The organism is Roseomonas chloroacetimidivorans (genome assembly GCF_049629625.1).
GTDB lineage: Bacteria > Pseudomonadota > Alphaproteobacteria > Acetobacterales > Acetobacteraceae > Roseomonas > Roseomonas chloroacetimidivorans.
In genome coordinates, this window is record NZ_JBNBZS010000012.1 from 145,971 (window position 1) to 167,606 (window position 21,636).

Annotated in this window: 21 protein-coding genes; 9 read left to right on the forward strand and 12 right to left on the reverse strand. The window is 69.4% G+C overall.

The window, feature by feature from the left end; genetic code table 11:
* The first annotated feature begins 60 nt into the window (after positions 1-60).
* Positions 61-675, forward strand: coding sequence for a gamma-glutamylcyclotransferase (locus tag ACO1BU_RS11605; RefSeq protein ID WP_424136104.1), 615 nt, complete (start codon positions 61-63; stop codon positions 673-675).
* Positions 676-1,011: 336 nt separating this feature from the next.
* On the opposite strand, the gene ACO1BU_RS11610 is transcribed toward ACO1BU_RS11605, so the two are convergent.
* Genes ACO1BU_RS11610 through ACO1BU_RS11625 form a run of 4 tightly spaced genes read right to left on the reverse strand, consistent with a single transcriptional unit; the run spans position 1,012 to position 4,319 of the window.
* Complete coding sequence (locus ACO1BU_RS11610) at positions 1,012-1,740, reverse strand: lysophospholipid acyltransferase family protein (RefSeq protein ID WP_424136105.1); 729 nt, start codon at positions 1,738-1,740, stop codon at positions 1,012-1,014.
* Positions 1,737-2,342 carry a YdcF family protein gene (locus ACO1BU_RS11615; RefSeq protein WP_424136106.1) on the reverse strand — a complete coding sequence of 202 codons (606 nt, stop codon included), beginning with the start codon at positions 2,340-2,342 and terminating at the stop codon, positions 1,737-1,739. Before ACO1BU_RS11615 ends, ACO1BU_RS11610 begins: the two co-directional genes overlap by 4 nt.
* Positions 2,339-3,208, reverse strand: coding sequence for a cell division protein FtsX (locus ACO1BU_RS11620; protein ID WP_424136107.1), 870 nt, complete (start codon positions 3,206-3,208; stop codon positions 2,339-2,341). The genes ACO1BU_RS11615 and ACO1BU_RS11620 overlap by 4 nt, the downstream gene beginning before the upstream one ends.
* Positions 3,201-4,319 carry a cell division ATP-binding protein FtsE gene (locus ACO1BU_RS11625; RefSeq protein WP_424136108.1) on the reverse strand — a complete coding sequence of 373 codons (1,119 nt, stop codon included), beginning with the start codon at positions 4,317-4,319 and terminating at the stop codon, positions 3,201-3,203. The genes ACO1BU_RS11620 and ACO1BU_RS11625 overlap by 8 nt, the downstream gene beginning before the upstream one ends.
* Positions 4,320-4,376: 57 nt before the next feature.
* On the opposite strand from ACO1BU_RS11625, the gene ACO1BU_RS11630 reads away from it, so the two are divergent.
* Complete coding sequence (locus ACO1BU_RS11630; RefSeq protein WP_424136109.1) at positions 4,377-4,946, forward strand: zinc-ribbon domain-containing protein; 570 nt, start codon at positions 4,377-4,379, stop codon at positions 4,944-4,946.
* Between the two features lie 105 nt (positions 4,947-5,051).
* Entirely contained in the window at positions 5,052-6,023 is a 972-nt protein-coding gene (locus ACO1BU_RS11635) for a Bug family tripartite tricarboxylate transporter substrate binding protein (RefSeq protein WP_424136110.1), read from the forward strand.
* A gap of 84 nt (positions 6,024-6,107) precedes the next feature.
* Here ACO1BU_RS11635 and ACO1BU_RS11640 read toward each other — a convergent pair whose 3' ends face one another.
* Both ACO1BU_RS11640 and ACO1BU_RS11645 read right to left on the reverse strand, forming a co-directional pair.
* Positions 6,108-7,097, reverse strand: coding sequence for a Tim44 domain-containing protein (locus ACO1BU_RS11640; protein WP_424136111.1), 990 nt, complete (start codon positions 7,095-7,097; stop codon positions 6,108-6,110).
* Between the two features lie 155 nt (positions 7,098-7,252).
* Positions 7,253-7,879 carry a glutathione S-transferase family protein gene (locus ACO1BU_RS11645; RefSeq protein ID WP_424136112.1) on the reverse strand — a complete coding sequence of 209 codons (627 nt, stop codon included), beginning with the start codon at positions 7,877-7,879 and terminating at the stop codon, positions 7,253-7,255.
* A 305-nt stretch (positions 7,880-8,184) separates the two neighbouring features.
* Here ACO1BU_RS11645 and ACO1BU_RS11650 point away from each other — a divergent pair, with 305 nt between their 5' ends.
* Together ACO1BU_RS11650 and ACO1BU_RS11655 are read left to right on the forward strand one after the other, a co-directional pair.
* A complete protein-coding gene (locus ACO1BU_RS11650; RefSeq protein ID WP_424136113.1) occupies positions 8,185-8,853 on the forward strand; it encodes a TetR/AcrR family transcriptional regulator in 669 nt (222 codons plus the stop codon).
* Entirely contained in the window at positions 8,850-10,382 is a 1,533-nt protein-coding gene (locus ACO1BU_RS11655) for an FAD-dependent oxidoreductase (protein WP_424136114.1), read from the forward strand. Before ACO1BU_RS11650 ends, ACO1BU_RS11655 begins: the two co-directional genes overlap by 4 nt.
* A gap of 97 nt (positions 10,383-10,479) precedes the next feature.
* On the opposite strand, the gene ACO1BU_RS11660 is transcribed toward ACO1BU_RS11655, so the two are convergent.
* From ACO1BU_RS11660 to ACO1BU_RS11680, 5 genes are all read right to left on the reverse strand, one after another.
* Positions 10,480-12,567 carry a hybrid sensor histidine kinase/response regulator gene (locus tag ACO1BU_RS11660; protein ID WP_424136115.1) on the reverse strand — a complete coding sequence of 696 codons (2,088 nt, stop codon included), beginning with the start codon at positions 12,565-12,567 and terminating at the stop codon, positions 10,480-10,482.
* Positions 12,568-12,609: 42 nt separating this feature from the next.
* Positions 12,610-12,999: a GFA family protein gene (locus ACO1BU_RS11665; RefSeq protein ID WP_424136132.1), complete on the reverse strand. Its 390-nt coding sequence runs from the start codon at positions 12,997-12,999 to the stop codon at positions 12,610-12,612.
* A gap of 39 nt (positions 13,000-13,038) precedes the next feature.
* Entirely contained in the window at positions 13,039-14,487 is a 1,449-nt protein-coding gene (locus ACO1BU_RS11670; RefSeq protein WP_424136116.1) for a sensor histidine kinase, read from the reverse strand.
* A gap of 181 nt (positions 14,488-14,668) precedes the next feature.
* Positions 14,669-17,437: a DNA polymerase I gene (gene polA, locus ACO1BU_RS11675; RefSeq protein ID WP_424136133.1), complete on the reverse strand. Its 2,769-nt coding sequence runs from the start codon at positions 17,435-17,437 to the stop codon at positions 14,669-14,671.
* A gap of 222 nt (positions 17,438-17,659) precedes the next feature.
* The gene (locus ACO1BU_RS11680) at positions 17,660-17,881 is read right to left on the reverse strand and encodes a zinc-finger domain-containing protein (RefSeq protein WP_424136117.1); all 222 of its coding nucleotides are present in this window, start codon (positions 17,879-17,881) and stop codon (positions 17,660-17,662) included.
* Between the two features lie 429 nt (positions 17,882-18,310).
* Between ACO1BU_RS11680 and ACO1BU_RS11685 the strand changes: the two genes are divergently transcribed.
* Entirely contained in the window at positions 18,311-18,439 is a 129-nt protein-coding gene (locus ACO1BU_RS11685; RefSeq protein WP_424136118.1) for a hypothetical protein, read from the forward strand.
* Between the two features lie 201 nt (positions 18,440-18,640).
* Entirely contained in the window at positions 18,641-19,021 is a 381-nt protein-coding gene (locus ACO1BU_RS11690) for a response regulator (protein WP_424136119.1), read from the forward strand.
* Between the two features lie 115 nt (positions 19,022-19,136).
* Here the strand turns inward: ACO1BU_RS11690 and ACO1BU_RS11695 are convergent, their stop codons facing one another.
* Complete coding sequence (locus ACO1BU_RS11695; protein ID WP_424136120.1) at positions 19,137-20,081, reverse strand: LysR family transcriptional regulator; 945 nt, start codon at positions 20,079-20,081, stop codon at positions 19,137-19,139.
* Positions 20,082-20,125: 44 nt separating this feature from the next.
* Between ACO1BU_RS11695 and ACO1BU_RS11700 the strand changes: the two genes are divergently transcribed.
* Positions 20,126-20,872, forward strand: a complete 747-nt coding sequence (locus ACO1BU_RS11700; RefSeq protein WP_424136121.1) for a sulfite exporter TauE/SafE family protein — start codon at positions 20,126-20,128, stop codon at positions 20,870-20,872.
* Positions 20,869-21,615, forward strand: a complete 747-nt coding sequence (locus ACO1BU_RS11705) for a hypothetical protein (protein WP_424136122.1) — start codon at positions 20,869-20,871, stop codon at positions 21,613-21,615. The genes ACO1BU_RS11700 and ACO1BU_RS11705 overlap by 4 nt, the downstream gene beginning before the upstream one ends.
* Positions 21,616-21,636 lie beyond the last annotated feature (21 nt).

The window sequence follows — 21,636 nt, forward strand, 5'->3', positions numbered from 1 at the left end:
GCCCAGGTGCTCCGGCCGATGCAGCGCCGCCCGGGATCACCTATGTTGGGAAACGGCACCATGATCCCCAGCAATCCGCCCACATCCGCCCCCGCACCCGAAGCCTTGGACCCCGCCACGCTGGATCCGTCTCCGCTGCTCGATCCAGACGGCTATCTCTATGTTTTCGGATACGGCTCCCTGATCTGGAAGCCGGGCTTCCAGTTCGAATCCGCCCATCCGGCCCTGCTGCGCGGCTTCCACCGGCGCTTCTGCATCTGGTCGCACCGCTACCGCGGCACGCCGGAAGCGCCCGGCCTCGTCCTCGGCCTCGATCGGGGCGGCTCCTGCCGGGGTGTCGCCTTCCGCGTCGCCGCGCCCCGGGCCGCCGAAGTCCTGGCCTATCTGCACGAGCGGGAGATGTCGGGCGATGTCTATCACCGCCGCCTCCTGCCGGTGTGCCTGCTCGATAGCGACGGCACGCGCCGCGCTGTTACCTTCGTGGCGGATCGCCGCTCCAAGGATTATTGCGGCGCCCTTCCCCCCGACGCCGCTGCGGTCGCCATTGCGCGCGGCCACGGGGTAATGGGCCCGAACCGCGACTACCTCCTCAACACCGTCTCCCACCTACGGGAGCTCGGCGTACGCGACGCCGGGCTCGACCGCATCGCCGCCCTGCTGCAACCCGCAGACTGAGGCGGGCAACGGCCTCGTTGCCCTATCAAGTCATTCAGGCACTTGCAGCCGGAAGATCGCGTGGCTGGTCAGCGGCACTGCGGCATGTGGGCGACGGACTCCCCCAAATAAGTTTTCCCTCAACTTATCCACAGACGGGGCGATTGACTCACCCAAAAGCCCCCCTGAGTCCCCAGTTTGTTCCCCGGACTCCTCGGATTCCCACAAAATATCAGTCAACCAACTGAAAAGTCTTAGTTTTTCATTATCCACAGCCCGGTCACACCCTCGGGAAACCAAGACTCCACAAGGCTTTGCCGGGGAGTCTTCGGCCGCGGTTGAAAGCGTGCTGTCCCGCTATTCCACCAACTTGTCCACACCCCCCGACAGCTCGGCCGAGGCCTTGGCCACGGCGCTCTCCGCCCGCGCCGTCAGCTCGTTGCGGGGCAGACCGGGCAGGATCGGCGGCAGCACCGCCACCGTCAGGGTGCCCGGCCGCTTGGTGAAGGCGCGCTTCCCCCAGTACCGCCCGGAATCCGTCGCCACGGGCACCACGGGCAGGCCGGTGGCCGCCGCCATGGCCGCGAAGCCGGGCTGCCAGGGCTGAACCTGCCCAGGGGCGGAACGCGTGCCCTCCGGGAAGATCACCACCTGATATCCCGCCGCCGCGGCATCCCGCGTCGCCCGCACCAGCCGCTTCAGCGTGGCCGCTCCCCCTTCCCGGTCCACGGGAATCGAGTGGACATGCCGCGCCATTGCCCCCCAGCCGGGAATCCGCATCAGCTCCGCCTTCATCACATAGGCCGGGCGCGGCAGCAGGGCGTGCCAGACAATGGTGTCGAAGGCCGACTGGTGCTGGGCCGCAATCAGCGCCGGCCCGGACACGGGCAGGTTCTCCGCCCCGGTAACGCGCAGCCGGATGCCGCAGACCACCCGCAGAAGCCAGAGCGAAGCGAGTGACCAGCCGCGCAGGTACCGGTGCATGACCCGCGGTGGGAAGGCCAGCAGCGGCAGGCCGAACAGCACCGTCATCGCGGTGAGGCTGAAGAACAGCAGATTGAACAGGGCGGAGCGGATAACGGTCACGAGCGTGCCTGCCGTGGCTGCTCCGTCAGCGCCGAAAGCCCCAGCGCGGCGCCGACCAGCTTCACGTACTCGCGCACCATCGGCACGGGCCGCGAGATATAAGGGGGGACGGAATAAGGATACAGAACGGCCTCCGGCAGGCTGCGCCGCAGCTCCAACAAGGCACGCGGCATATGGAAGCTGGCTGTCACCACGGTGATCTCCCGGATGCCGGTTTCGCGGGCCCATGCCGCGATCTCCCGCGCATTGCCCCGTGTGCTCGTGGCCTGACGCCCCAGCGAAATGCGCGCGGCCAACGGGGCAGGGTCTATCCCGGCCTGCCGGGCCAGATCCACCAGCCCGGAATCGGCCCCGACGCCGGAAACGATCAGCCGCGCCCCCGGCCGCTCCGCCAGCAGCGTCAGCCCCGCCTCCACCCTGTCCGGTCCCCCGGTCAGCACGGCGATCCCCGGCGTGGGCGGGCCGGGGGGCGTGGGCTCGGCCGCCCGGTGCAGGAACCACAGGAACCCGCCGGAAAGCGCCAGAACCGCGATCCCCATTGCCAGGGACAGCAGCGGCAGCCGCCGCAACGCGGGGCGGAGGGAGGCCACGGCCCGGATCACGGAAGGTGCCGCAGCCAGCGGCGGACCGTGGCCTGGGCCGTGCCCCAGCCGATCAGCGCCGCCATGGGGGGCAGCGCCGCGATGCCCGCCCAGGGAAGTTGCCCCAGCACCCCCGAAGCCGCCACCCCGCCCGAAAGCGGCGCGGCCAGGCCGGAGAGCGCCGCCAGGGCCGGCACCGCCAGCGCCGCGCCCAGCAGCGCCCCCAGCCCGGTCAGCAGCGCCACCCGGCGCGCGAAGCGCCCGGCGATGGCGCGGTCCGTGGCGCCCAGGTCATGCAGCACCGCGATTGCCTCCCGCCGGGCCGCCAGCCCCGCCCGTGTCGCCACCGCCACCACGGCCACCGCCACCCCCACCACAAGGGTCAGCACCGCCAGTGCCACCCCCTGGACGGAGCGCGCCAGGGCCGAGAGCCGCGCCACCCAGATTCCATGCGATTCCAGCTCCGCCCCCGGCACCGCCTCGGCCAGCCGTGCCGCCAGGGGCGGCAGCGCCTCGGGCGCGGCGGCCAGGTGCAATTCGATCACGCCCGGCAGGATCTGCACGGGCGCCTCCCCCAGCCAGGGCCGCAGCAGCTCCGCCACTCGCTCCGGGCTGACGGCCGTGGCCGTGGCGATGATCGGATCGCCCCGCAGCAACTCCAGCGCCATGGCCATCCGCTCCTGTGTCGGATCAGGCACCTGCACCGTCACTGCGGCGGCTGCCCCGGCCTGCCAGCGATCCGCCAGCCGGTCTGCCCCGCGCGCCCCAGCCAGGGCCAGTGCCGCCAACAGCGCCATGGCCGCCACCAGCCCGGGTAGCAGCCGGTCCGAGAGAGCGCGCCGCAACCCCAACGGGTCGCGCGCAATACGACGCCGCCGTTCAGCCATCCTGCGAACCCGACCTCAGGCTCGGCCAGATATTCTGCGTGATCCGCCGGGCCCGGCGTGGCGGCGGCGGAGGGCCGATCCCATCCCCGGCGGTCTCGCCCGGCATCCCCTCGGGATCGCCGCCCGGCTCCGTCTGCCACCCGCCAATCCCTTCCGGCGCGAAGGCTTCAGGCAAGGGCTCCGAGGGTGCTTCCGCGTCCATCCCATAGATCTGGGAGGAATCGGCCGGCGGAACCCCCTCTCTGGCGTCGCCCGGCAGTCCGGGCCCGGGCGGGGACAGCTCCTGCGGAACCGGCCCGGACGGCACCATCCCGGCCTCGATGTCCGGCACAGGCCCCCCGGCCTCCTGGCCACCGGTCGCCGGCAACTCCTCCGCCGGCGCATAGGGCCAGGGGTCCAGCCCCACGATCCGCCCGCCATCCACCTGCATCACCCAGCCCGGATGCTGCGCGATCAGCTCCCGCGAATGTGTCGCCACCACCACCGTGGCCCCCAGCCGGTTCATCTCCGCCAGCAGCACCAGCAGCCGCCGCGCCTGCAAGGGATCCAGATTGCCCGTCGGCTCGTCGGCCACCAGCAGGGCCGGGCGCGTCACCACGGCGCGGGCGATCGCCACACGCTGCTGCTCGCCGCCCGAAAGCTGCTGCGGCAGCGCGTCCTCGCGCCCTTCCAGCCCCACCCAGCGCAGCATCTCCGCCACATCCGGCCGCAAACTGGCCTCCGCACGGCCTGCCAGCCGCAGCGGCAGCGCCACATTGTCGAAGGCTGTCAGATAGGGCAGCAGCCGGAATTCCTGGAACACCGCCCCAATCCGCCGCCGGAGTCTGGGCAGATCCGCCCGCTTGGCGGTGGAAAGCGGCACGCCCAGCACCTCCACCTCCCCCCGCGTCGGCCGCAATGCGAGCTGCATCATCCGCAACAGAGAGGTCTTGCCCGCGCCAGAGGGCCCGGTCAGCCAAGTGAACGACCCCTGCGGCAGCGTGAAGGAAATGTCGCGCAACGTTTCCCGCTCGCCGCCGCCGAAACGGGTGGGATCGGGATAGCGCAGCCCGACCTGGGAGAAGCGCACCATCCCCGCGATGTGCCATGACAGGCCGGGAAGCGATAGCACCGGCGTGTCGGCGCCGGGGGGCGTTGCCGAATCCGGGGGTGAGCGGCATTTTGCGCCATGCGCGTCGCCTGTCCCAATTGTGCCGCCGAATACAACCTTCCCCCCGCGATCGCCGCGCGGCTGGAGGAGGGGCGCACCGTGCGTTGCGCCCGTTGCGGCATCACCTGGTCCCCCGCCGCCACCGGCGCCCTGGCCACCACTTCCCCCGAGCCGGTTCCACCCCCGGCCCCAGCCCCCCGGCCCGTTCCGGTTCCGGCTGAACCCGCCAGGCCCGTCCCGGTTCCGGCGGAGCCTGCCCGGCCCATCCCGGTTCCGATGGAACCGGCCCGGACGCTTGTTCCCGAACCCTCCGTCGCAATTCCGCCGCTTCCCCCGGCAGTCCAGGCCGATTTCACGGACGACGACCTGTCGGCGGCCCCCATCATCACCTCGCGCCTCGCGCCGGAGCGTCCCGCCCCGGCACTGGCCCCCCGGGCCAGCTCGGCCCGCCGCACGGGCCTGGCCTGGGCGGTCTCCCTCCTGCTCCTGCTCGCCGCGCTGGGGGCCGCCTGGTACTGGCGGATCGACATCGTGGAGGCCTGGCCGCCGGCCGCGCGGGCCTATATGGCGCTTGGCCTGGCCGGCTGAGCCGCGCGGGTCGGTCCCCTCCGCCCGCTCACGATCCCGGGTAGTTCCACCTCCTGGCGATCCGCCCTAGCCTCCGGGGCAATGACATCCCGGAGGATACGGTTCATGAACCGTCGCGCCTTGCTGCGCCTTTTGCCCGCCCCCGCCATCCTGGCCATGCGGCCTGCCTGGGCGCAGGAGGAATGGCCCGCCCGCCCGGTCACCATCATCGTTCCCTTCGCCCCCGGCAGTTCTTCCGACATCGTGGCCCGCGCCATGAGCGGCCCGATGTCCCAGGCCCTCAGCAAGCCCGTGGTGGTCGAGAACCGCCCCGGCGCCACCGGCGAACTCGGCGCCCGCGCCGTGATCCGCAGCGCGCCGGACGGCCATACCCTGATGCACGCCCCCATCAGCACCTGGGCCATCAACGTCGCCCTGCGCCCCAATCTTGGCTACGATCCGGTGAAGCAGCTCAACGGCATCACCCAGACCGTCCGCACCCCCAATGTGCTGGTCGTGAATCCCGCCCAGGTTCCGGCCAACGACCTGCCCACCCTCATCGCTTGGCTAAAGGCCAACCGCGCCTCCTACTCCACCTCCGGTGTCGGCTCCTCCGACCATCTGACCATGGAGATGTTCAAGCAGCTCACGGGCACGGACATCACCCATGTTCCCTATGCCGGCGGCGCCCCCGCCACGACCGACCTGATCGCCGGCAACGTCCAGCTTTCCTTCCAGAATCTCGGCTCCATCGCGCCGCAGATCTCGGATGGCCGCGTGAAGCCCATCCTCATCACCGCCGAGAAGCGCCATTCCCTCCTTCCCAACCTCCCCACCGGGGTCGAGGCCGGGCTGAAGGATCTGGTGGTCTATTCCTGGCAGGCCCTCGGCGGCCCGGCCGGCATGCCGCCTGCCCTCATGCACCGTATTCACGCCCAGGCCGTCGCCGCCCTCCGCTCGCCGGAGGTCGCGCGTCGCATGGACGAACTCGGCTTCGAGGTGGTCGGCAGCACACCCGAGGAATTCGCCAGCTTCCAGAATGGCGAGATCGAGCGGTGGCGGCGCGTGGTGGAGGTCGGGAAGATCACGGCGGGCTGAAACAAAAAGGGCCGGGGGAAGGAATTCCCCCGGCCCTCATCTTCTTTCGCGGGCGCGCCGGCGTCGCTGGCGCGCCCGTTCTCGTCAGCGCGTCTGCTGGATGGCGGAGACCAGCCAGGACTCCCGCGGGCGGCGGACGAAGGTCCAGATCTCGGTCACGGTCTGGCGGGCATTGGGGTCGCCCTCCACCACCTGGCCATTGGCGTCGCGGGTCACGTCCACCAGGCTGAAGCGCATGGCGACCGTCGCATAATCCACGCCATCCTCCGCCCAGGCCTCCGACAGGTCGCCGGATTCCAGCCGGACATCGCGCGTCTCATTGCGCCAGCCACGCGCCTGCAGGTCACGCAGATCCTGCTGGAAGTAGCGCGCCATCTCCGGCGTCGAGAGCCGCTGCAGCGTCGCCATGTCCTGGCGCGACCAGGCCTCGTTGATGCGGATCAGCGTCTGCTCGAAGGCAGCGAAGTCGGTGTTGTTGATCTCCACCGGCCGCGCGGCGGGCCCACGGACCGCACCGCCACCGCCCATCGAGCCGTCCATCTCCCGGGCATAGGTGCCGGGCACCGCGCCACCACGGTTGCCCGCCATCATCGGACTGGCCATGGACCCGGCCCGGCTGCCGCGCAGCATGCGCAGCACCAGCCAGATCAGGCCGGCGATAATGCCGAGCTGCAGCAGGAAGCCCAGGAAGCCCGCGCCGCCCGACATGCCGCCGAAGGCGCCATTCCCGAACAGCATCCCGGCCAGCCCGGCGCCGAGCAGCCCGCCCATCAGGCCCGACATGAAGCCGCCGCCGAACATCCCGCCCCGGTTATTGTAAGGCGTGGTGTAGGAGGGGGCCGGACGCGCCTGCCCATAGCCGGGGTTCACGCCCGGATCCTGGCGCGGCGTCTCGCTGCGCTGGAAGGGTGAGGCGGTACCGGGCGCGGTGCGGGTGCTGGGCGGCGCGCTGTAGCTGCGGCTGCCACGGCTGCCCGAGGAGGACCCGCCACCGGGGCGAGCCTCGGCGAAGGCGGGGGCAAGTGCCAGCGCCAGGGCGGCGAAGGCGGCCAGAAGACGGGCGCGGCGGCGCATAAGGGTGGTCCTCCCGAGGAGATTTCTCACAGGCATGTAATATAGTGGAAAGGACGCCGATTTCCATTGGGCGGCGGACCCGTTGGGAAATCCCTCCGAATCCACCGCTTGGCCGCCTAACGCATGGGCGGCCCAAAGGTCAGCCATCCCGCCCGTCAGGCCGGCTCCGCCTCCCGCTCCTTCATCATGGCCCGGAATGCGGGGCGGGACTGGCAGGCCGTGATCCAGGCCTGTACCGCCTGGTTCTCCTCGAACAGCGCCGTCGCCGGCTGCGCGTAGCGGATCACCTCCGCCAGATTGATATCCGCCACGGTGAAGCGGCCCCCGACCAGATGCCCGCCCCCCTGCTTCAGCGCGGCATCCAGCACACCGAAGGGCGCCCGAAGCCGGCCCGCCGCCGCTTCGGGATCGCGCTTCTGGACAATGGCCAGGCAATCCGCCTCGGTTCCCATCCCCCAGAGCGACCACATCACCGCCAGCCCTTCCTCCCGCGCATCCGCCGGTGCCAGCGGCCCGCCATGCTTGCGGGCCAGATAAAGGCTGATGGCCAGCGACTCATGCAGGATGAACCCGTCATCCTCGATCGAGGGAATCAGCCCGTTCGGATTGATCGCCCGGAAGGAAGGGGAGGCCGTGTTGAGTGGCGCATCGGGCGCCGCAGGATCTTTCAGACGGTAGGCCTGGACCACGGGAATCCGCTCGAATTCCAGCCCCATCTCCATGGCCGTCCAGACAGGCCGCGTCGCGCGGGATCGCAGGACTCCATAGATCTTCAGCGGCATGGTCGGGTTCCCTCCGGATTCGCGTCCCTGCGATACCATGGCGCGCTCAGAAGGCGGAGTGGGCGGGCCAGTTGCGCCCCGCACCGGAAAGCCGATGGCGGTCCCGGAACGATCCCGGATTCATGAATCATCCGACCCTTGATCGTTAATGACCGTAAAGTCATTAGTGGGCGGAACAGGAATGCCCGCGCCTTCGGGCCGGGCTTCGGTTGACGACAGAACCGGCGGGATGGGTCGGAACAGGTGATGACCGGGCTACGAGAACGGCTCAGGCTGGATGGCGCCGCCGCCTATGCGGGCCCGCCATGGACATGACCGCCGGCGAGAAACCCAGGCGCCAGAGGCGCAAACAGGCACGCCCGGGCGAAATCATCGACGCGGCGATGGATGTCTTCGCCGAGAAAGGCTTCGCGGCCACAAAACTCGAGGAGGTCGCGCGGCGGGCAGGGGTCGCCAAGGGAACCCTCTATCTCTACTTCGAAACCAAGGACGACCTGTTCCGCGCCGTGGCGCGGGCCGCGATCGCCTCCAACCTGGAGGCCATCGAACGCGCCGCGACAGCCTTCGACGGCTCGCTGGCCGATCTCGTGCCGCTGCTTCTGGCCCGCGCCGCCAGCGGGATGGGCGACAACCGCATCCCGGCCATCGCCCGCATGGTGATCGCCGAGGCCCGCAGCTTTCCCGACCTCGCCCGCATCTGGCACGACGACGTGGCCTCGAAGGTCCTCGGCCTGGTCACCAGCATCGTCGCACGCGCCCAGGCGCGCGGAGAGGTCGCGGAAGGCGACCCCCGCCTGCATGCCTTCTCGATCCTCGGGCCAATGCTCGCGGCCCTGCTGTTCCACCAGGTCTTCGGCGGGGTCGGCGCGCCGCTTCCGGATCTGGGCGCGCTTGCCACACAGCACGCGAACACCGTCCTGCGCGGCCTTCTCAGGACGAAGGATGAAACCAAGGCAGAGGGAGGCGCGCCATGACGCGCGAGGATGTGCTGATCGTCGGCGCCGGGCCAACCGGCCTCGTCCTGGCGATGTGGCTGACCAGACAGGGCGTGAAGGTCCGCATCATCGACAAGAGCAGCGGCCCCGGGACCACCTCCCGCGCCATGGGCGTCCAGGCCCGCACGCTCGAACTCTACCGTCAGCTCGATCTGGCCGATGCCGTGATCGCCGCCGGGCACAAGAGCCAGGCGATCAACCTCTGGGTCAGGGGCGAACAGAAGGCACTTGTCTCCTTCGGCACGGCCGGCGTGGAGCTGACGCCCTATCCCTTCCTGCTGATCTACCCGCAGGACCAGCATGAACAGCTGCTGGTCGGGCGGCTGGAGGCGCTGGGCGTCACGGTCGAGCGCGAGACGGAACTCCTCAATTTCGAGGATAGGGGCGATCATGTGACCGCCCGCCTGCGGACCCCCGGCGGAGAGGAGCAGCTTTGTGAAGCGCGCTACATCGCGGGATGCGATGGCGCGCGCTCCCCCATCCGCCACAAGCTCGGGACGGGTTTCGAGGGCGGAACCTACCGCCACATCTTCTACGTCGCCGATATCGAGGCAAGCAGCCCCTTGCCGGATGGCGAGGCGCATATCGCCCTCGACACCTCGGATTTCGTCGTGCTGCTTCCCTATGGAAAGAACGGCCAGGCCCGCCTGATCGGCGCCGTGCGCGACGACAGGGCCGAGCATGCCGAGAGCCTGACCTTCGATGATGTCGGCCACCGCGCGATCGGAAGCCTTGGGTTGCAGATCCGGAAGGTGAACTGGTTCTCCACCTACCGCGTGCATCACCGGGTCACCGGCGAGTTCCGGCACGGCCGCGCATTCCTGCTCGGTGATGCCGCGCATGTCCACAGCCCGGCAGGCGGCCAGGGCATGAACACGGGCATCGGCGACGCGATCAACCTGGCCTGGAAGCTGGCGGCCGTGCTGAAGGGAAAAGCGCCCGACAGCCTGCTCGACAGCTACAACACCGAACGCCTGGCCTTCGCACGCAAGCTGGTCGACACCACAGACCGCCTGTTCACCTTCATCACCGCCGAAGGCAGCTTCGCCGATTTCGTGCGAACCAGGATCGCGCCTCTTTTCGCCACGGTCGCCTATGGTTTCGAATCCGTCCGCGAGTTCATGTTCAGCGTCATCTCGCAGATCACGCTGAACTATCACGAGAGCCCCTTGAGCGAGGGAATGGCCGGCCAGGTCAGGGGCGGTGACCGGCTGCCCTGGGTCGCCGCGGAAGGCTCGGACAACCACGCCCCGCTTTCCGCCATCGCCTGGCAGGTCCAGGTCTATGGCACGGCCGGCTCCGATCTGCGGGCATGGTGCGAGAACCATGGCATTCCGCTCCACGCCTATGAATGGCGTCCGGAACACGGAAAAGCGGGCTTGGCCCGTGACGCGGCCTATCTGCTCCGGCCCGACACCTATGTAGCCCTGGCAGACCCCAAACCATCACGGGCCACGCTGGACCGCTACTTCAACGAGCGGGGTTACGTCCTCCGCCCGAACGAATAGGGCGGATTGCCAAGGGCTGCCGGCCCGGAAGCGAGAACGCATTTTCCGGGCGCTGGCCGGAGCATGCGACGTGAACGCGTGCGAAGAAGAACCAGACTTAGGGTCCGGCGATCACCTGCCGAATGCGGCTGGCCAGCGCTTCCATCGCGAAGGGCTTGGTCAGCACATGCATGCCCGGCTCCAGATGGCCATGCCCCACCGCCGCATTCTCGGCATAGCCGGTGATGAACAGGATCTTCAGCCCCGGTCGCAGAACCCGCGCCGCATCCGCCAGTTGCCGCCCGTTCATCCCGCCCGGCAGCCCCACATCCGTCACCACCAGGTCGATGCGTCTGTCCGACCGCAGCACCTGCAACCCTGTGGAGCCGTCCACCGCCTCAACAGCGGTATAGCCAAGGTCCTCCAGCACCTCGGTCACGAGCATGCGTACGGTGGGCTCGTCATCCACAACCAGCACCGTCTCGCCCTGCTCGGCCCGCGGCGCCGCGGATAGTTCCGCCGGGCTCTCCGTCGCCGCCTCCGGCCCATGGTGGCGCGGCAGGTAGAGGCACATGGTCGTGCCCTGCCCGACCTCGGAATAGATCCGCACCTGCCCGCCCGATTGCCGGACAAAGCCGTAGATCATGGACAGACCAAGCCCGGTCCCCTGGCCGATCGGCTTGGTGGTGAAGAAGGGGTCGAAGGCGCGCGCGATCACCTCGGGCGTCATGCCGGTTCCGGTATCGGTGACGCAGAGCGAGATATACTGGCCCGGCGGCAGGTCGCGCTCGGGCGCCGCGCGTTTGTCCAGCCACGTATTGGCGGTCTCGATGGTGATCCGCCCGCCCTCCGGCATCGCGTCCCGCGCATTGATGCACAGGTTCAGCAGCGCGCTCTCCAGCTGGTTGGGGTCAACCAGCACCGTCCAGAGTCCGGCAATGCCGATCACCTCCACGGTGATGGCGGGGCCCACAGTGCGGCGGATCAACTCCTCCATCCCCGCGATCAGGCGGTTCACATTGGTGGGCCTGGGATCCAGCGTCTGCCGCCGCGCGAAGGCCAGCAGCCGGTGCGTCAGCGCCGCAGCCCGCGCCGCCGCGCCCTGGGCGGTGGCGATGTAGCGGTCCAGATCCCTCCATCGGCCCTGCGCGATGCGGCCGCTGAGAAGCTCCAGGCTGCCGCTGATGCCGGTCAGCAGGTTGTTGAAGTCATGCGCGATGCCGCCCGTCAGCTGGCCCACCGCCTCCATCTTCTGGCTCTGCCGCAGCGCCTCCTCCGTCCGGCGCAGCGCCTCGGCCGCCTCCTTCTCCGCCTGGATGTCGCGGCCAACGGCATGGATGAATTGCTCGTCCGGCACCGCCGTCCAGGAGAGCCAGCGGTAGCTGCCGTCCTTGTGCTGGTAGCGGTTCTCGAAGCGCAGCGTGGTGATGCCTTCCGCCAGCCGGCCGACCTCCGCCAGGGTGGCCGCAACATCCTCGGGATGCACCAAGGCGATGAAGTTCCCGCCGATCAGCTCCGCCTGCGCCCAGCCCAGCAAGCTGGTCCAGGCCGGGTTGACCGCCTCGATGCGCCCCTCGAAATCCGCCACCAGCATGATGTCGGAGGAAAGCCGCCACATGCGGTCCCGGTCGCGCGTCCGCTCCTGAACCTGCTGCTCCAGCGTTGTGTTGAGCTGCGCCAGGGATTCGGCGGTCACGCGCAGCTTCCGCTCCGCCCGCACCTTTCCCGTGGTCTCGACCACGATCGCGATGACGCCCTGCGGCTCGCCCTGCTCGCCGATGATCGGCGAATAGTCCAGGTTCATCCAGACCTGCTCCGGCTGCCCGTTGCGGTACAGCGTCAGCTCCTGGTCCTGATAGGTCAGCGTCCTCCCGGCCAGGCCGACCTTCATGACATGGTCGTTGAAATCCGCGACCTCGGGCCAGCCCTCCCGCACCTTGGTGCCGAGAAGCCAGGGATGCCGCCCACCCGCGAAGCCGGAATAGGCATCATTGTAAATCATGATGCCGTCCTCGCCCCAAAGCGTGACGATGGGCACGGGAGACCGGAGGATCAGCGCGACCGTGGTCTTGAGGATGGACGGCCAGCCCTGGATGGGCCCCAGTGGCGTGGTGGCCCATTCATAGCCGGCGATCAGCCTTCCCAGCTCGCCCCCGCCGGCCAGGAAGGCCAGCCCGGAATCCTCCGCCACGCTGTCTGGTGCCATCAGTGCCTGCTCTCGTCCGCGTAAGGGCCGCTTTGCCTCGCCTCAGGCAGGCGGCCCCTCCGGGTGTTGCGGCAGGCCGTCATCAAGCCGGAGCCAGCTCTGCTTGCTGGACGTCCAGATATGGTCGGTGGGCTGGAAAGCATCGGGGTCGTCCAGGCTGCCGAAGGTCAGGCCGACGACGCCGGCGCTCGCGCGCTCAGAGAAAAGGGTAGTGCCGCATTGCGTGCAGAAGCCGCGCTTCAACTCCGCGGAGGAGGCAACGCGGCCGATCGGACCGGTGGCCTCGACAGCCTCGCGGGGCATCAGGACGCGGGCGTTGAAGGCGGCGCCGGTGGCCTTCTGGCAAAGACGGCAATGGCAGATGCGGATATTGATCGGTTCTCCACGCGCCGTGTAACGCGAGGCGCCGCAGAGGCAGCCCCCCCTAAACATCGTCGTCACAAGTCACCCTTCCCTGCCCGGGATGCCCCGTCAGGAATCCATCCTAGGCGCAGAGCCACCAGGCGCAGAGTCCGGCACCCCGAAATCGCTGCTTCGTGTGGAAGGGGCCGGATAGGTCAGGCGCCAGACCGTTCCGCCGTCGCGGGACACCGAAATCCGCCCGCCGATCTGGCGCGCCAGCGCGGTGGCAAGCGAAAGCCCGACGCCTTTCGGCCCGGCCGACGCCTGCTCCTGGATGCCGATGCCGTCATCCCGGATCATCAGCTCCCCCTCCACTCCCCCCGCCGGTGCGCGGAAGCTCAGCCACAGATGGCCGCGCCGGCCGCCCGGGAAGCCGTGCTTCAGGGCATTCGCCAGCCCCTCCGCCGCCGCCAGCCCCAGGGGCACGGCCGTGTTCAGGTCCACAAGATCCGCGGACGGAGCCACCTCGATCGCCACCTGCCCGACCATGCCGTAGCCCGAGGTTGTCGCTTCGGCGAGGGAACCGAGATACTCGGAAAAGTTGATCCCGCTCGTATCCTGGCCGCCATAGAGCTGGTCATGGACCAGGCTCATGGCCTTGATGCGCTGCAGGGTTTCCGTGAAGGCCGCGCGCCCCGCGGGATCATCGGATTGCTTCGCCCGGAGCTGGATGAGGGCGGCGACCACCTGCAGGTTGTTCTTGACGCGGTGATGCACCTCCTTGAGGAGGATGTCCTTCTCGAACAGGGCCTTGCTAAGGGCGCTGGTCCGCTGCTCCACGCGCATCTCAAGCTCGGCATTGGCGCGCGCCAGCGCCTGCTTCGCCTGCTTGACCGAACTGCTCTCGACCATCGTCCAGGCGCCCCGGCGGCGCGCCAGGGCGAATTCGTGGTTCTGCACGACATCCAGGGCATGGCCCGCATCGCACCGAAGCGTGCAGTAGCTGCACAGAGTGAGGATGCGCTGATCGCAGAAGCAGGCATTCACCTTCTCCTCGTATTCGGCGAAGGAATCCCAGTCATCCGCCTCAAGGAAATAGGTGTTGCCCGTGACGCGCATGCCGGCATAGCCCAGGGCCAGGGCCAGGGCCAGGGCCAGGGCCAGGGCCAGGGCCAGGGCCAGGGCCAGGGCCAGGGCCAGGGCCAGGGCCAGGGCCAGGGCCAGGGCCAGGGCCAGGGCCTCGTCCTTCCGCCGCAACCAGCCGGAAATCACGGCATCGGCGCCCATCTTGCCCCCGCCAGCATGATACCAGCGGTCATGGTCCATGATCTCGATGTCCCCGCGCGCGAGGCGCCGGTCGAGATCCGGCACGGCATTGCGCAGAGCATCGGTTGCCTCGGCGGCACGCAGCGGTGGGGCCGTGACCCACATGCAGCGCTCGCCCCCGTCCAGCCCGGCCTTGAAATAGGGCACCAGCGTGCTGACCAGATCGTCGGCGGTCTCGTAGAACTGGCAGAAATGCGTGCCCCAGCCGACGCTGCCGATGGCTTCGATGCCACTGTTGAGGTACTCGGACATAAGGCGCTCCGCACTCGAAGTCATACGGCTTCAGCCGTCAATGGCCGGTACCGGAAACAGTAGAACAGAAGTAGTCGCTGGGGCGGAACGGCACCAGCAAATAGAACAGCCATTTCGGCCACGACGCCACCTTGTTATTGCAGAACGGCGGAAAGGAAGGCGGCGGCGCCCCTGCGGAGGCTCAGTGCGCCTCCGCCCAGGAATGCCCGGTGCCGATTTCCACGGCCAGCGGCACGGCCAGGGTGGCGACACCCTCCATCACCTCGCGGACCACAGGGCTGGTCCGCTCCACCTCCTCCTCCGGCACCTCGAACAGCAACTCGTCATGCACCTGCAACAGCATGCGGGCGCGCAGATTGGCGTCCCGCAGCGCCTTGGGCAGCCGGACCATGGCCCGCTTGATGATTTCCGCCGCCCCGCCCTGGAAGGGCGCGTTGATCGCCGCCCGCTCCGCATTGCCGCGCAGACCCTGATTCTTTGACGCGATCTCAGGGATCCACAGCTTCCGCCCGAAGGGCGTCAGGACATAGCCATTGGTCCGGGCATCCTCCTTGAACCGCTCCATGGCGTCACGGATGCCCGGATATTGCGCGAAATAGGCGTCGATGATCCCGCGCGCCTCAGCCGGCCCGATGCCCAGCCGCCCGGCCAGGCCGAAGGCGGACATGCCGTAGATGATGCCGAAATTGATCGTCTTGGCCCGCCGCCGCGCCTCCCGGTCCACCTGGCCCGGCGGAATGCGGAAGATGTCGGCGGCCGTCCGGGCATGGATGTCCTGCCCGGTCGCGAAGGCCTCCAATAGGGAAGGCACCTGCGCCACATGCGCCAGCAGCCGCAGCTCGATCTGCGAATAGTCGGCGGCCAGCAGCAAATGCCCGGGCTCCGCCACGAAGGCCCGCCGGATGCGCGCCCCCTCCTCCGTGCGGATCGGGATGTTCTGCAGGTTCGGCTCGGTGGAGGAGAGCCGCCCCGTGCTGGTGATTGCCATGGAGAAGTCCGTATGGACCCGTCCATCCGCCGCCAGCTGCGCCTGCAGCCCCTCCACATAGGTGGAGTTCAGTTTCGAGAGCTGCCGCCAGTCCAGCACCTTGCGCGGCAACGGGTGCCCCGTGGTGGCCGCCAGCTCCTCCAGCGTCGCCGCATCGGTCGAATAGGCGCCCGACTTTCCCTTCTTCCCGCCCTGCAGCCCCAGCTTGCCGAACAGGATCTCGCCCAATTGCTTCGGCGATCCCACCGCGAAGGCCTCGCCGGCGATCTCGTGGATCTCCTTCTCCAGCGCCGCCATGCGCTCGGTGAATTCCGCGCCCGTCTGCTTCAGCGCGGGGCCATCCACCTTCACCCCCGCCATTTCCATGTCGCGCAACACGGTGATCATGCGCCGCTCGACCTGCTCGTAGAGAGCGAGCGCCTTCTCCTCGCGCAGCTTCGGCCGCAGCACCTGCCACAGCCGCAGCGTCACATCGGCATCCTCGGCGGCATAGGCGGTGGCCATGTCCAGCGGCACCTGCGCGAAGGGCTTCCGCGCCCGCCCCGTGCCCGTCACCTCGTCATAGGTGATCGGCTGGTGCGAGAGATGGCGCCGCGACAGCTCGTCCATCCCATGCCCGTGCCGCCCGGCATCCAGGCTGTAGGAAATCATCATGGTATCGTCGATCGGCGACACCTCCAGCCCGCCATTCGGCTCCCGGTTCAGCACCTCCAGGTCATACTTGGCGTTGTGCAGCACCTTCAGCACGGAAGGATCGGCCAGCAACGGCCGCAGCACCTCGATCGCGGAATCGAAGGGCAACTGCTCCGGCGCCGGAGTCAGCATATCCGCGCCCTCATGCCGCAGCGGCAGATAGGCCGCCTTGCCCGGCGCATAAGCCATGCAGATGCCGACCAGCGACGCATTCAGCGCGTCCAGGCTCGTCGTCTCCGTATCCAGCGCCATCACCCCGGATTCCCGCGCCGCCGCCACGAAGGCATGCAGCGCATCGATCGTGGTGATCGTCTCATAGGGCCCGAAAGGCACCCCTTCCTCCGCCAGCGTCAGCGCGGCGGGCGCCGGCGCCGGCCCGGCCGGGCGCGACTTCGGCACCTCCCCATTCGCGTCCAGCCCCAGCCGGTGCTGCACGCTGCGGAAGCCATGGGTCTTCAGGAAGGCGGAAAGCTTCCCCGTATCCGGCGCGCGCGTCACCAACTCATCCATCGGGCAGGGCAGCGGCGCGTTGCGGTCCAGCTCCACCAGCTTGCGGGAGATGCGCGCCTTCTCCGCATTCTCCTCCAGCGCCTGGCGACGCTTGGGCTGCTTGATCTCCGAAAGACGCGACAGCAGCGTCTCCACATCCCCGAACTGCTCGATCAGCTGCGCCGCCGTCTTGATGCCGATCCCCGGCACGCCCGGCACGTTGTCGGTGGAATCGCCGGCCAGCGCCTGCACCTCCACCACCTTCTCCGGCGGCACGCCGAACTTCTCCCGCACCTCCGCCTCAAGGATCGGCTTCTGCTTGATCGGGTCCAGCATGCGAATGCTGCCGCCCACCAGCTGCATCAGATCCTTGTCTGAGGAGACGATGGTGACCTGCCCGCCCTCCTTGGCGAAGGCGGTCGCATAGGCCGCGATCAGGTCATCGGCCTCATACCCGTCCAGCTCCACCCGTGCGACGCAGAAGGCGTCGGTCGCCTCCCGGATCAGCCCGAACTGCGGCTTCAGCTCCTCCGGCGCCTCCGGCCGGTGCGCCTTGTAATCGGCATAGATCGCGTTGCGGAACGTGCTGCGCGAGGCATCGAACACCACCGCGAGGTGGCTGCCCACATGCTTGGAGAGGAAATTCGCCAGCATCTGCGTGAAGCCGAACACGGCATTCACCGGCACCCCCGCCGGGTTGGTCATCGGCGGCAGCGCATGGAAGGCCCGGAAGATGTAGCCGGACCCGTCCACCAGGATCAGGTGGCGCTCCGGATTCACCTCGGCCGAGACGGGGTCGCTGACGGGCTCCTTGTCGATAGCCTCGTCGGCGCTCTCACGGTCAGTGGCCATCTCGGTCCTCGAAAAAGCCGGAGGACGTACCCCCGGACCTCCTGTTCTATCTGGAGCGCTGGCGCGCCAGCGTTACTGGCGCCCCCGGGAAACCCAGGGAAAAAGCTGATGGAAGCCGGGAAAGAAATCTTCTTCCCCCAGCCTCATCCATCAGTGATGCCCGTCGTCCCCCGCTCCCGGCGCGAGGTGATAGGTGCGGGAGCAATAGGGACAGGTGATCTCCTCCCCCTCAATGCGGAGCCAGACGCCGGGATGGCCGGAAAAGCCGCCGCCGTCACAGAACACATGGCGGGAAGTGACCGTGATCACCTCCTCAGCCGTCACGCCGGCAACGCGGTTCGGGGTGTAGCCGGTAAAGTTGGGGTCTCGCATCAAGGACCTGCGAATTGCTGGAGGGTTCACCCGGAAGATAGGCGCGGGGGACCGATCCGGCCAGCACCGGCCGGCGCAGGGGCGGGCACAGGCCCCAGCATAGGTGATGGAAGACCCCCCGCCGCCCATGGAACGCTCGCTGCCCCGATCCTGCGGCCGGGGTCCTGCGCCCGGGATCCCCAGCCCCGCAGGGCTGCGGGAAGCGCGCTGGCCTGGGCAACCGCCCCGGAGCCCGCGGTGGGACAGGAGAAGGCGTGTGAGCGAGGTGTCGTTGGGCCCGCCCGGGCCAGGAGCGGTCCGCAAGGACGTGCTGTTCAGGTTCCTGGCCAAGAGCGCGACTGACTTCGCCATTCTCGCCGGGCGGCCGGAAAGCATGGTCATGGGCTGGAACCCGGCGCCGAGCGCCTGTCGGCCTATTCGGAGGCCGGGATGAGCAGCGCCTCCGCCGATACCCTCCTCGCGCCCCAGGCCGCCAACGCCGTCCGGGTTCTGCACGAACTGGCAAGCAACACCACGAAATATGGGTCCCTGGTGGCGGAAGGGGCCGGATCATCGTGACCAGGCACGTCGAAGCCGGTGCGCCCGGCAGTAGCGTCATCCCGGATCACATTTCACCGATTCGAGAAAATTCTAGAAGCGAACTAAACGGTTATGCGCTTCCCTACCGTCTCAAGAGAAAGACCAAGCTCAAATTTAGGGCGGATGGCGTGCGCTGGACCGTCCTGATGCCGGTCAGCGCGAGCGGGAGGGAGGCCAGAGATGAGTGACAGCCGCCCCGGCGGGCTGCACGGGCGTCGGTTACTGGTCGTGGAGGACGATTACATGATCGCCGTCGAACTGGTGCGGGCCCTTGAGGAGCTCGGCGTCCAGGTCGTCGGCCCTGCCGGCTCGGTGGAGCAGGCACTGGCCCTGCTCGGGCAGGAGAAGGAACGGCTGGACGGCGCCGTGCTCGACATCAACCTGCATGGCGAACGCGTCTATCCGGTCGCGGATGCCCTGGCCGCCCGCGGCCTGCCCTACATCTTCGCCACGGGCTACGACGCCACCGCCATCCCGGAGCCCTATTCCCAGGTGCCGCGCTGTGAGAAGCCTGTGGACAAGGCACAGCTCGCGCGCCTCCTGGCGCGGCACAAGTTTTGAGCCGCCGGGCCCTCGGCCCCGCAGGCCGGCCCGCAGCGCGGGACGGACCGCACCGACCAGCCGCAACAATTCCCTGGGCCCGCCTGCTCCGGCTAGGGGCGCTCCAGGAACCCGGTCAGGCCAGCCCGGCGAGGTGCTCCACAAGCTGCCGCGCATGCGTGGGCAGGGCATCGAGCCGCCGGACGACCACGGTCAGCAGCCGCTCGGCCCAGGGATCGGTCAGGCGGAGGGTCACGAGCGCCCCCCCATGGCCGCTCCAGCGGCGGGCCGCCGCCTCCGGCACCACGGCGATGCCGGCGCCGAGCGCCACCATGCGGCACGCCACGTCCAGCCCGCGCACCCGCGCCCGGAGCCGCATCCGCCCGCCCGCCCGGGCCGCATGCCCGGCCAGGTGATGGTGAAGGGCGCTGTCCCCCGTCAGCCCCACGAACTCCTCCCTGAGCACCTCCGCGAAGCCGACCGGCCCCCTGCTGGCCAGCGCATGCCCGGGCGGCACGACAAGCACCAGCCGGTCCCTCCGGAACGGCCAGCTCTCCAGCCCTGTGAAGTCGGCATGGTCGGCCACCACCCCGACATCCGCCAGCTCCTCCGCCACGGCGCGGGCCACCTCGGGGCTGGGTCGCTCGTCCAGCTCCACATCCACATTCGGATGCGCTGAGAGAAAGCCCGCGAGAGCCTCGGGCAGGAACTCGGCCATGGCCGCGGTATTGGCCAGCAGGCGCACATGGCCCTTCAGGCCGCGCGCATACTCGCCCAGCTCGCCGCGCATCCGCTCCACCTGCTGCGTGACCAGCCGCGCATGGTGCAGCAGCGCCCGCCCCGCCGGCGTGGGCTGCACGCCGCGCCGCCCGCGTTCCAGCAGGGCAATCCCCGCCTGCTCCTCCATCCCCTGAATCCGCGCGCTGGCCGAGGCGAGGGCGAGGCCGGAGCGCGCCGCGCCCGCGGTGATGCTGCCGGCCTCGGCCACATGCAGGAACAGCCGCAAATCGGTCAGGTCGAAATGCAAGGCGCGCTCCGTTCGATTCGAGCCTTCGTCAACACCGAAGGTATGCTTTGCCACTCCCAGATTGTGCCGGGCCAGCGGCGGGCCGCAATCTCGCCGCCATGAGCGACCTCTGGCCCTACTGGCTGCCGATCACCGCCGTGTTCCTGCTGGCCGGGCTGGTCAAGGGCGTGATCGGCCTCGGCCTTCCCACTGTCGCCATGGGCCTGCTCGGCCTGATCATGCCACCGGCGGAAGCGGCGGCCTTGCTGCTTGTGCCTTCGTTGGTGACGAATGTTTGGCAGCTTCTCGCCGGCCCGCGCTTCGGCGCGCTGCTCCGTCGGCTCTGGCGCATGATGCTCGGCATCGCCCTGGGCACCTGGGCCGGTTCGGGCGTGATCGCGGGCGGGGCCGGGCACCTTGCCACCGCGGCCCTCGGCGCCGCCCTGCTCCTCTACGCGGTGGTGGGCCTGGCGAAGCTGCGGCTGCGCGTGCCCCCAGCGGCGGAAGGCTGGGCCGGGCCGGCCGTCGGCGCGGCAACCGGCCTCGTCACCGGCGCCACCGGCGTCTTCGTCATCCCCGCCGTGCCCTATCTCGGCGCACTGGGCCTGGGGCGGGACGATCTGGTGCAGGCGCTCGGCCTGTCCTTCACCGTCTCCACCCTGGCGCTCAGCGCCGGCCTGGCCTGGCACGGCGCCCTGCCCGTGCAGGCCGCCGGCACCTCCCTGGCCGCGCTCGCACCCGCCCTGGCCGGCATGGCCCTGGGCGGCTGGCTCCGGGCGCGGGTACGGCCCGAAACCTTCCGGCTGTGCTTCTTCCTGGGCCTGCTGGCACTTGGAGGCGAGCTGCTCTGGCGGGGGCTGGCATGACCAGGCCAGGCACCAGGGCAGGACGGCCACGCCCCGCCCTCCTCGCCGGCATGGCGGCGGCCCTCCTCCTGGCCCTGCCGGCAGCGGCGGAGCAGATCCGGCTCCTCTCCACCCCCGCCGGCCCGATGCGACTGTCATTGCCCCCGGCCCCGGCTGCGGAGCCCTATCCCCTCGTCATCATCCTGCCGGATCGCCCGGCGGCGGACCTGCGGGCCGAACCCTATATCGACCGTCTCCTGCAGGCCGGCATCGCCGTGCTTGAAGTCGGCCTGGACGATGCCGAGGAGGCGACCGCGATCCTGACAAGGGCAGGGCTGCACGCCGCCCTCGCTGAAATCGCGCCGCACCAGCCGGATGAGGCGAGGATTGGCTTCCTCGGCTTCGGGGCCGGCGGCCGCGCGGTGCTGGAGGCGCCGCCGGACATGCCGGCCGCCGCGCTCTACCCCTCCTGCCCCGGCCTGCTCCCCCGTCCCCGGATCGCCGCGACATTGCTGCTCCACCCCGATAACCCGGCGGAAGCCGCGGCCTGTCGCCTCGTCACCCCGCACGCACAATCAATCCGGGGGGCGACCCATGGATGGGACCACCGGCAGGGCGCCTGGCAGGACGGGACGGCCCTGCTTCCGCACCCGGACGGCTCGGGGAAGCGCATCCGCGCACAGGGCAATGGCTGGGCGACCGATGACGCCGCGGAGCACGTCCTCCGCCACTTCCGGCCTCTCACCGAAGCACCGGCGCCCTGATCACCTGGCTCAGGGCCCGCC

What these genes read in the sequence shown, in the direction of transcription:
- ACO1BU_RS11665 (WP_424136132.1), bottom strand. Translation starts at nt 12,999, where the DNA reads ATGTTTAGGGGGGGCTGCCTCTGCGGCGCCTCGCGTTACACGGCGCGT.
- ACO1BU_RS11650 (WP_424136113.1), top strand. Translation starts at nt 8,185, where the DNA reads ATGGACATGACCGCCGGCGAGAAACCCAGGCGCCAGAGGCGCAAACAG.
- ACO1BU_RS11690 (WP_424136119.1), top strand. Translation starts at nt 18,641, where the DNA reads ATGAGTGACAGCCGCCCCGGCGGGCTGCACGGGCGTCGGTTACTGGTC.
- ACO1BU_RS11640 (WP_424136111.1), bottom strand. Translation starts at nt 7,097, where the DNA reads ATGCGCCGCCGCGCCCGTCTTCTGGCCGCCTTCGCCGCCCTGGCGCTG.
- ACO1BU_RS11605 (WP_424136104.1), top strand. Translation starts at nt 61, where the DNA reads ATGATCCCCAGCAATCCGCCCACATCCGCCCCCGCACCCGAAGCCTTG.
- ACO1BU_RS11660 (WP_424136115.1), bottom strand. Translation starts at nt 12,567, where the DNA reads ATGGCACCAGACAGCGTGGCGGAGGATTCCGGGCTGGCCTTCCTGGCC.
- ACO1BU_RS11700 (WP_424136121.1), top strand. Translation starts at nt 20,126, where the DNA reads ATGAGCGACCTCTGGCCCTACTGGCTGCCGATCACCGCCGTGTTCCTG.
- ACO1BU_RS11630 (WP_424136109.1), top strand. Translation starts at nt 4,377, where the DNA reads ATGCGCGTCGCCTGTCCCAATTGTGCCGCCGAATACAACCTTCCCCCC.
- ACO1BU_RS11620 (WP_424136107.1), bottom strand. Translation starts at nt 3,208, where the DNA reads ATGGCTGAACGGCGGCGTCGTATTGCGCGCGACCCGTTGGGGTTGCGG.
- ACO1BU_RS11705 (WP_424136122.1), top strand. Translation starts at nt 20,869, where the DNA reads ATGACCAGGCCAGGCACCAGGGCAGGACGGCCACGCCCCGCCCTCCTC.
- ACO1BU_RS11655 (WP_424136114.1), top strand. Translation starts at nt 8,850, where the DNA reads ATGACGCGCGAGGATGTGCTGATCGTCGGCGCCGGGCCAACCGGCCTC.
- ACO1BU_RS11635 (WP_424136110.1), top strand. Translation starts at nt 5,052, where the DNA reads ATGAACCGTCGCGCCTTGCTGCGCCTTTTGCCCGCCCCCGCCATCCTG.
- ACO1BU_RS11685 (WP_424136118.1), top strand. Translation starts at nt 18,311, where the DNA reads ATGAGCAGCGCCTCCGCCGATACCCTCCTCGCGCCCCAGGCCGCCAAC.
- ACO1BU_RS11645 (WP_424136112.1), bottom strand. Translation starts at nt 7,879, where the DNA reads ATGCCGCTGAAGATCTATGGAGTCCTGCGATCCCGCGCGACGCGGCCT.
- ACO1BU_RS11670 (WP_424136116.1), bottom strand. Translation starts at nt 14,487, where the DNA reads ATGTCCGAGTACCTCAACAGTGGCATCGAAGCCATCGGCAGCGTCGGC.
- ACO1BU_RS11680 (WP_424136117.1), bottom strand. Translation starts at nt 17,881, where the DNA reads ATGCGAGACCCCAACTTTACCGGCTACACCCCGAACCGCGTTGCCGGC.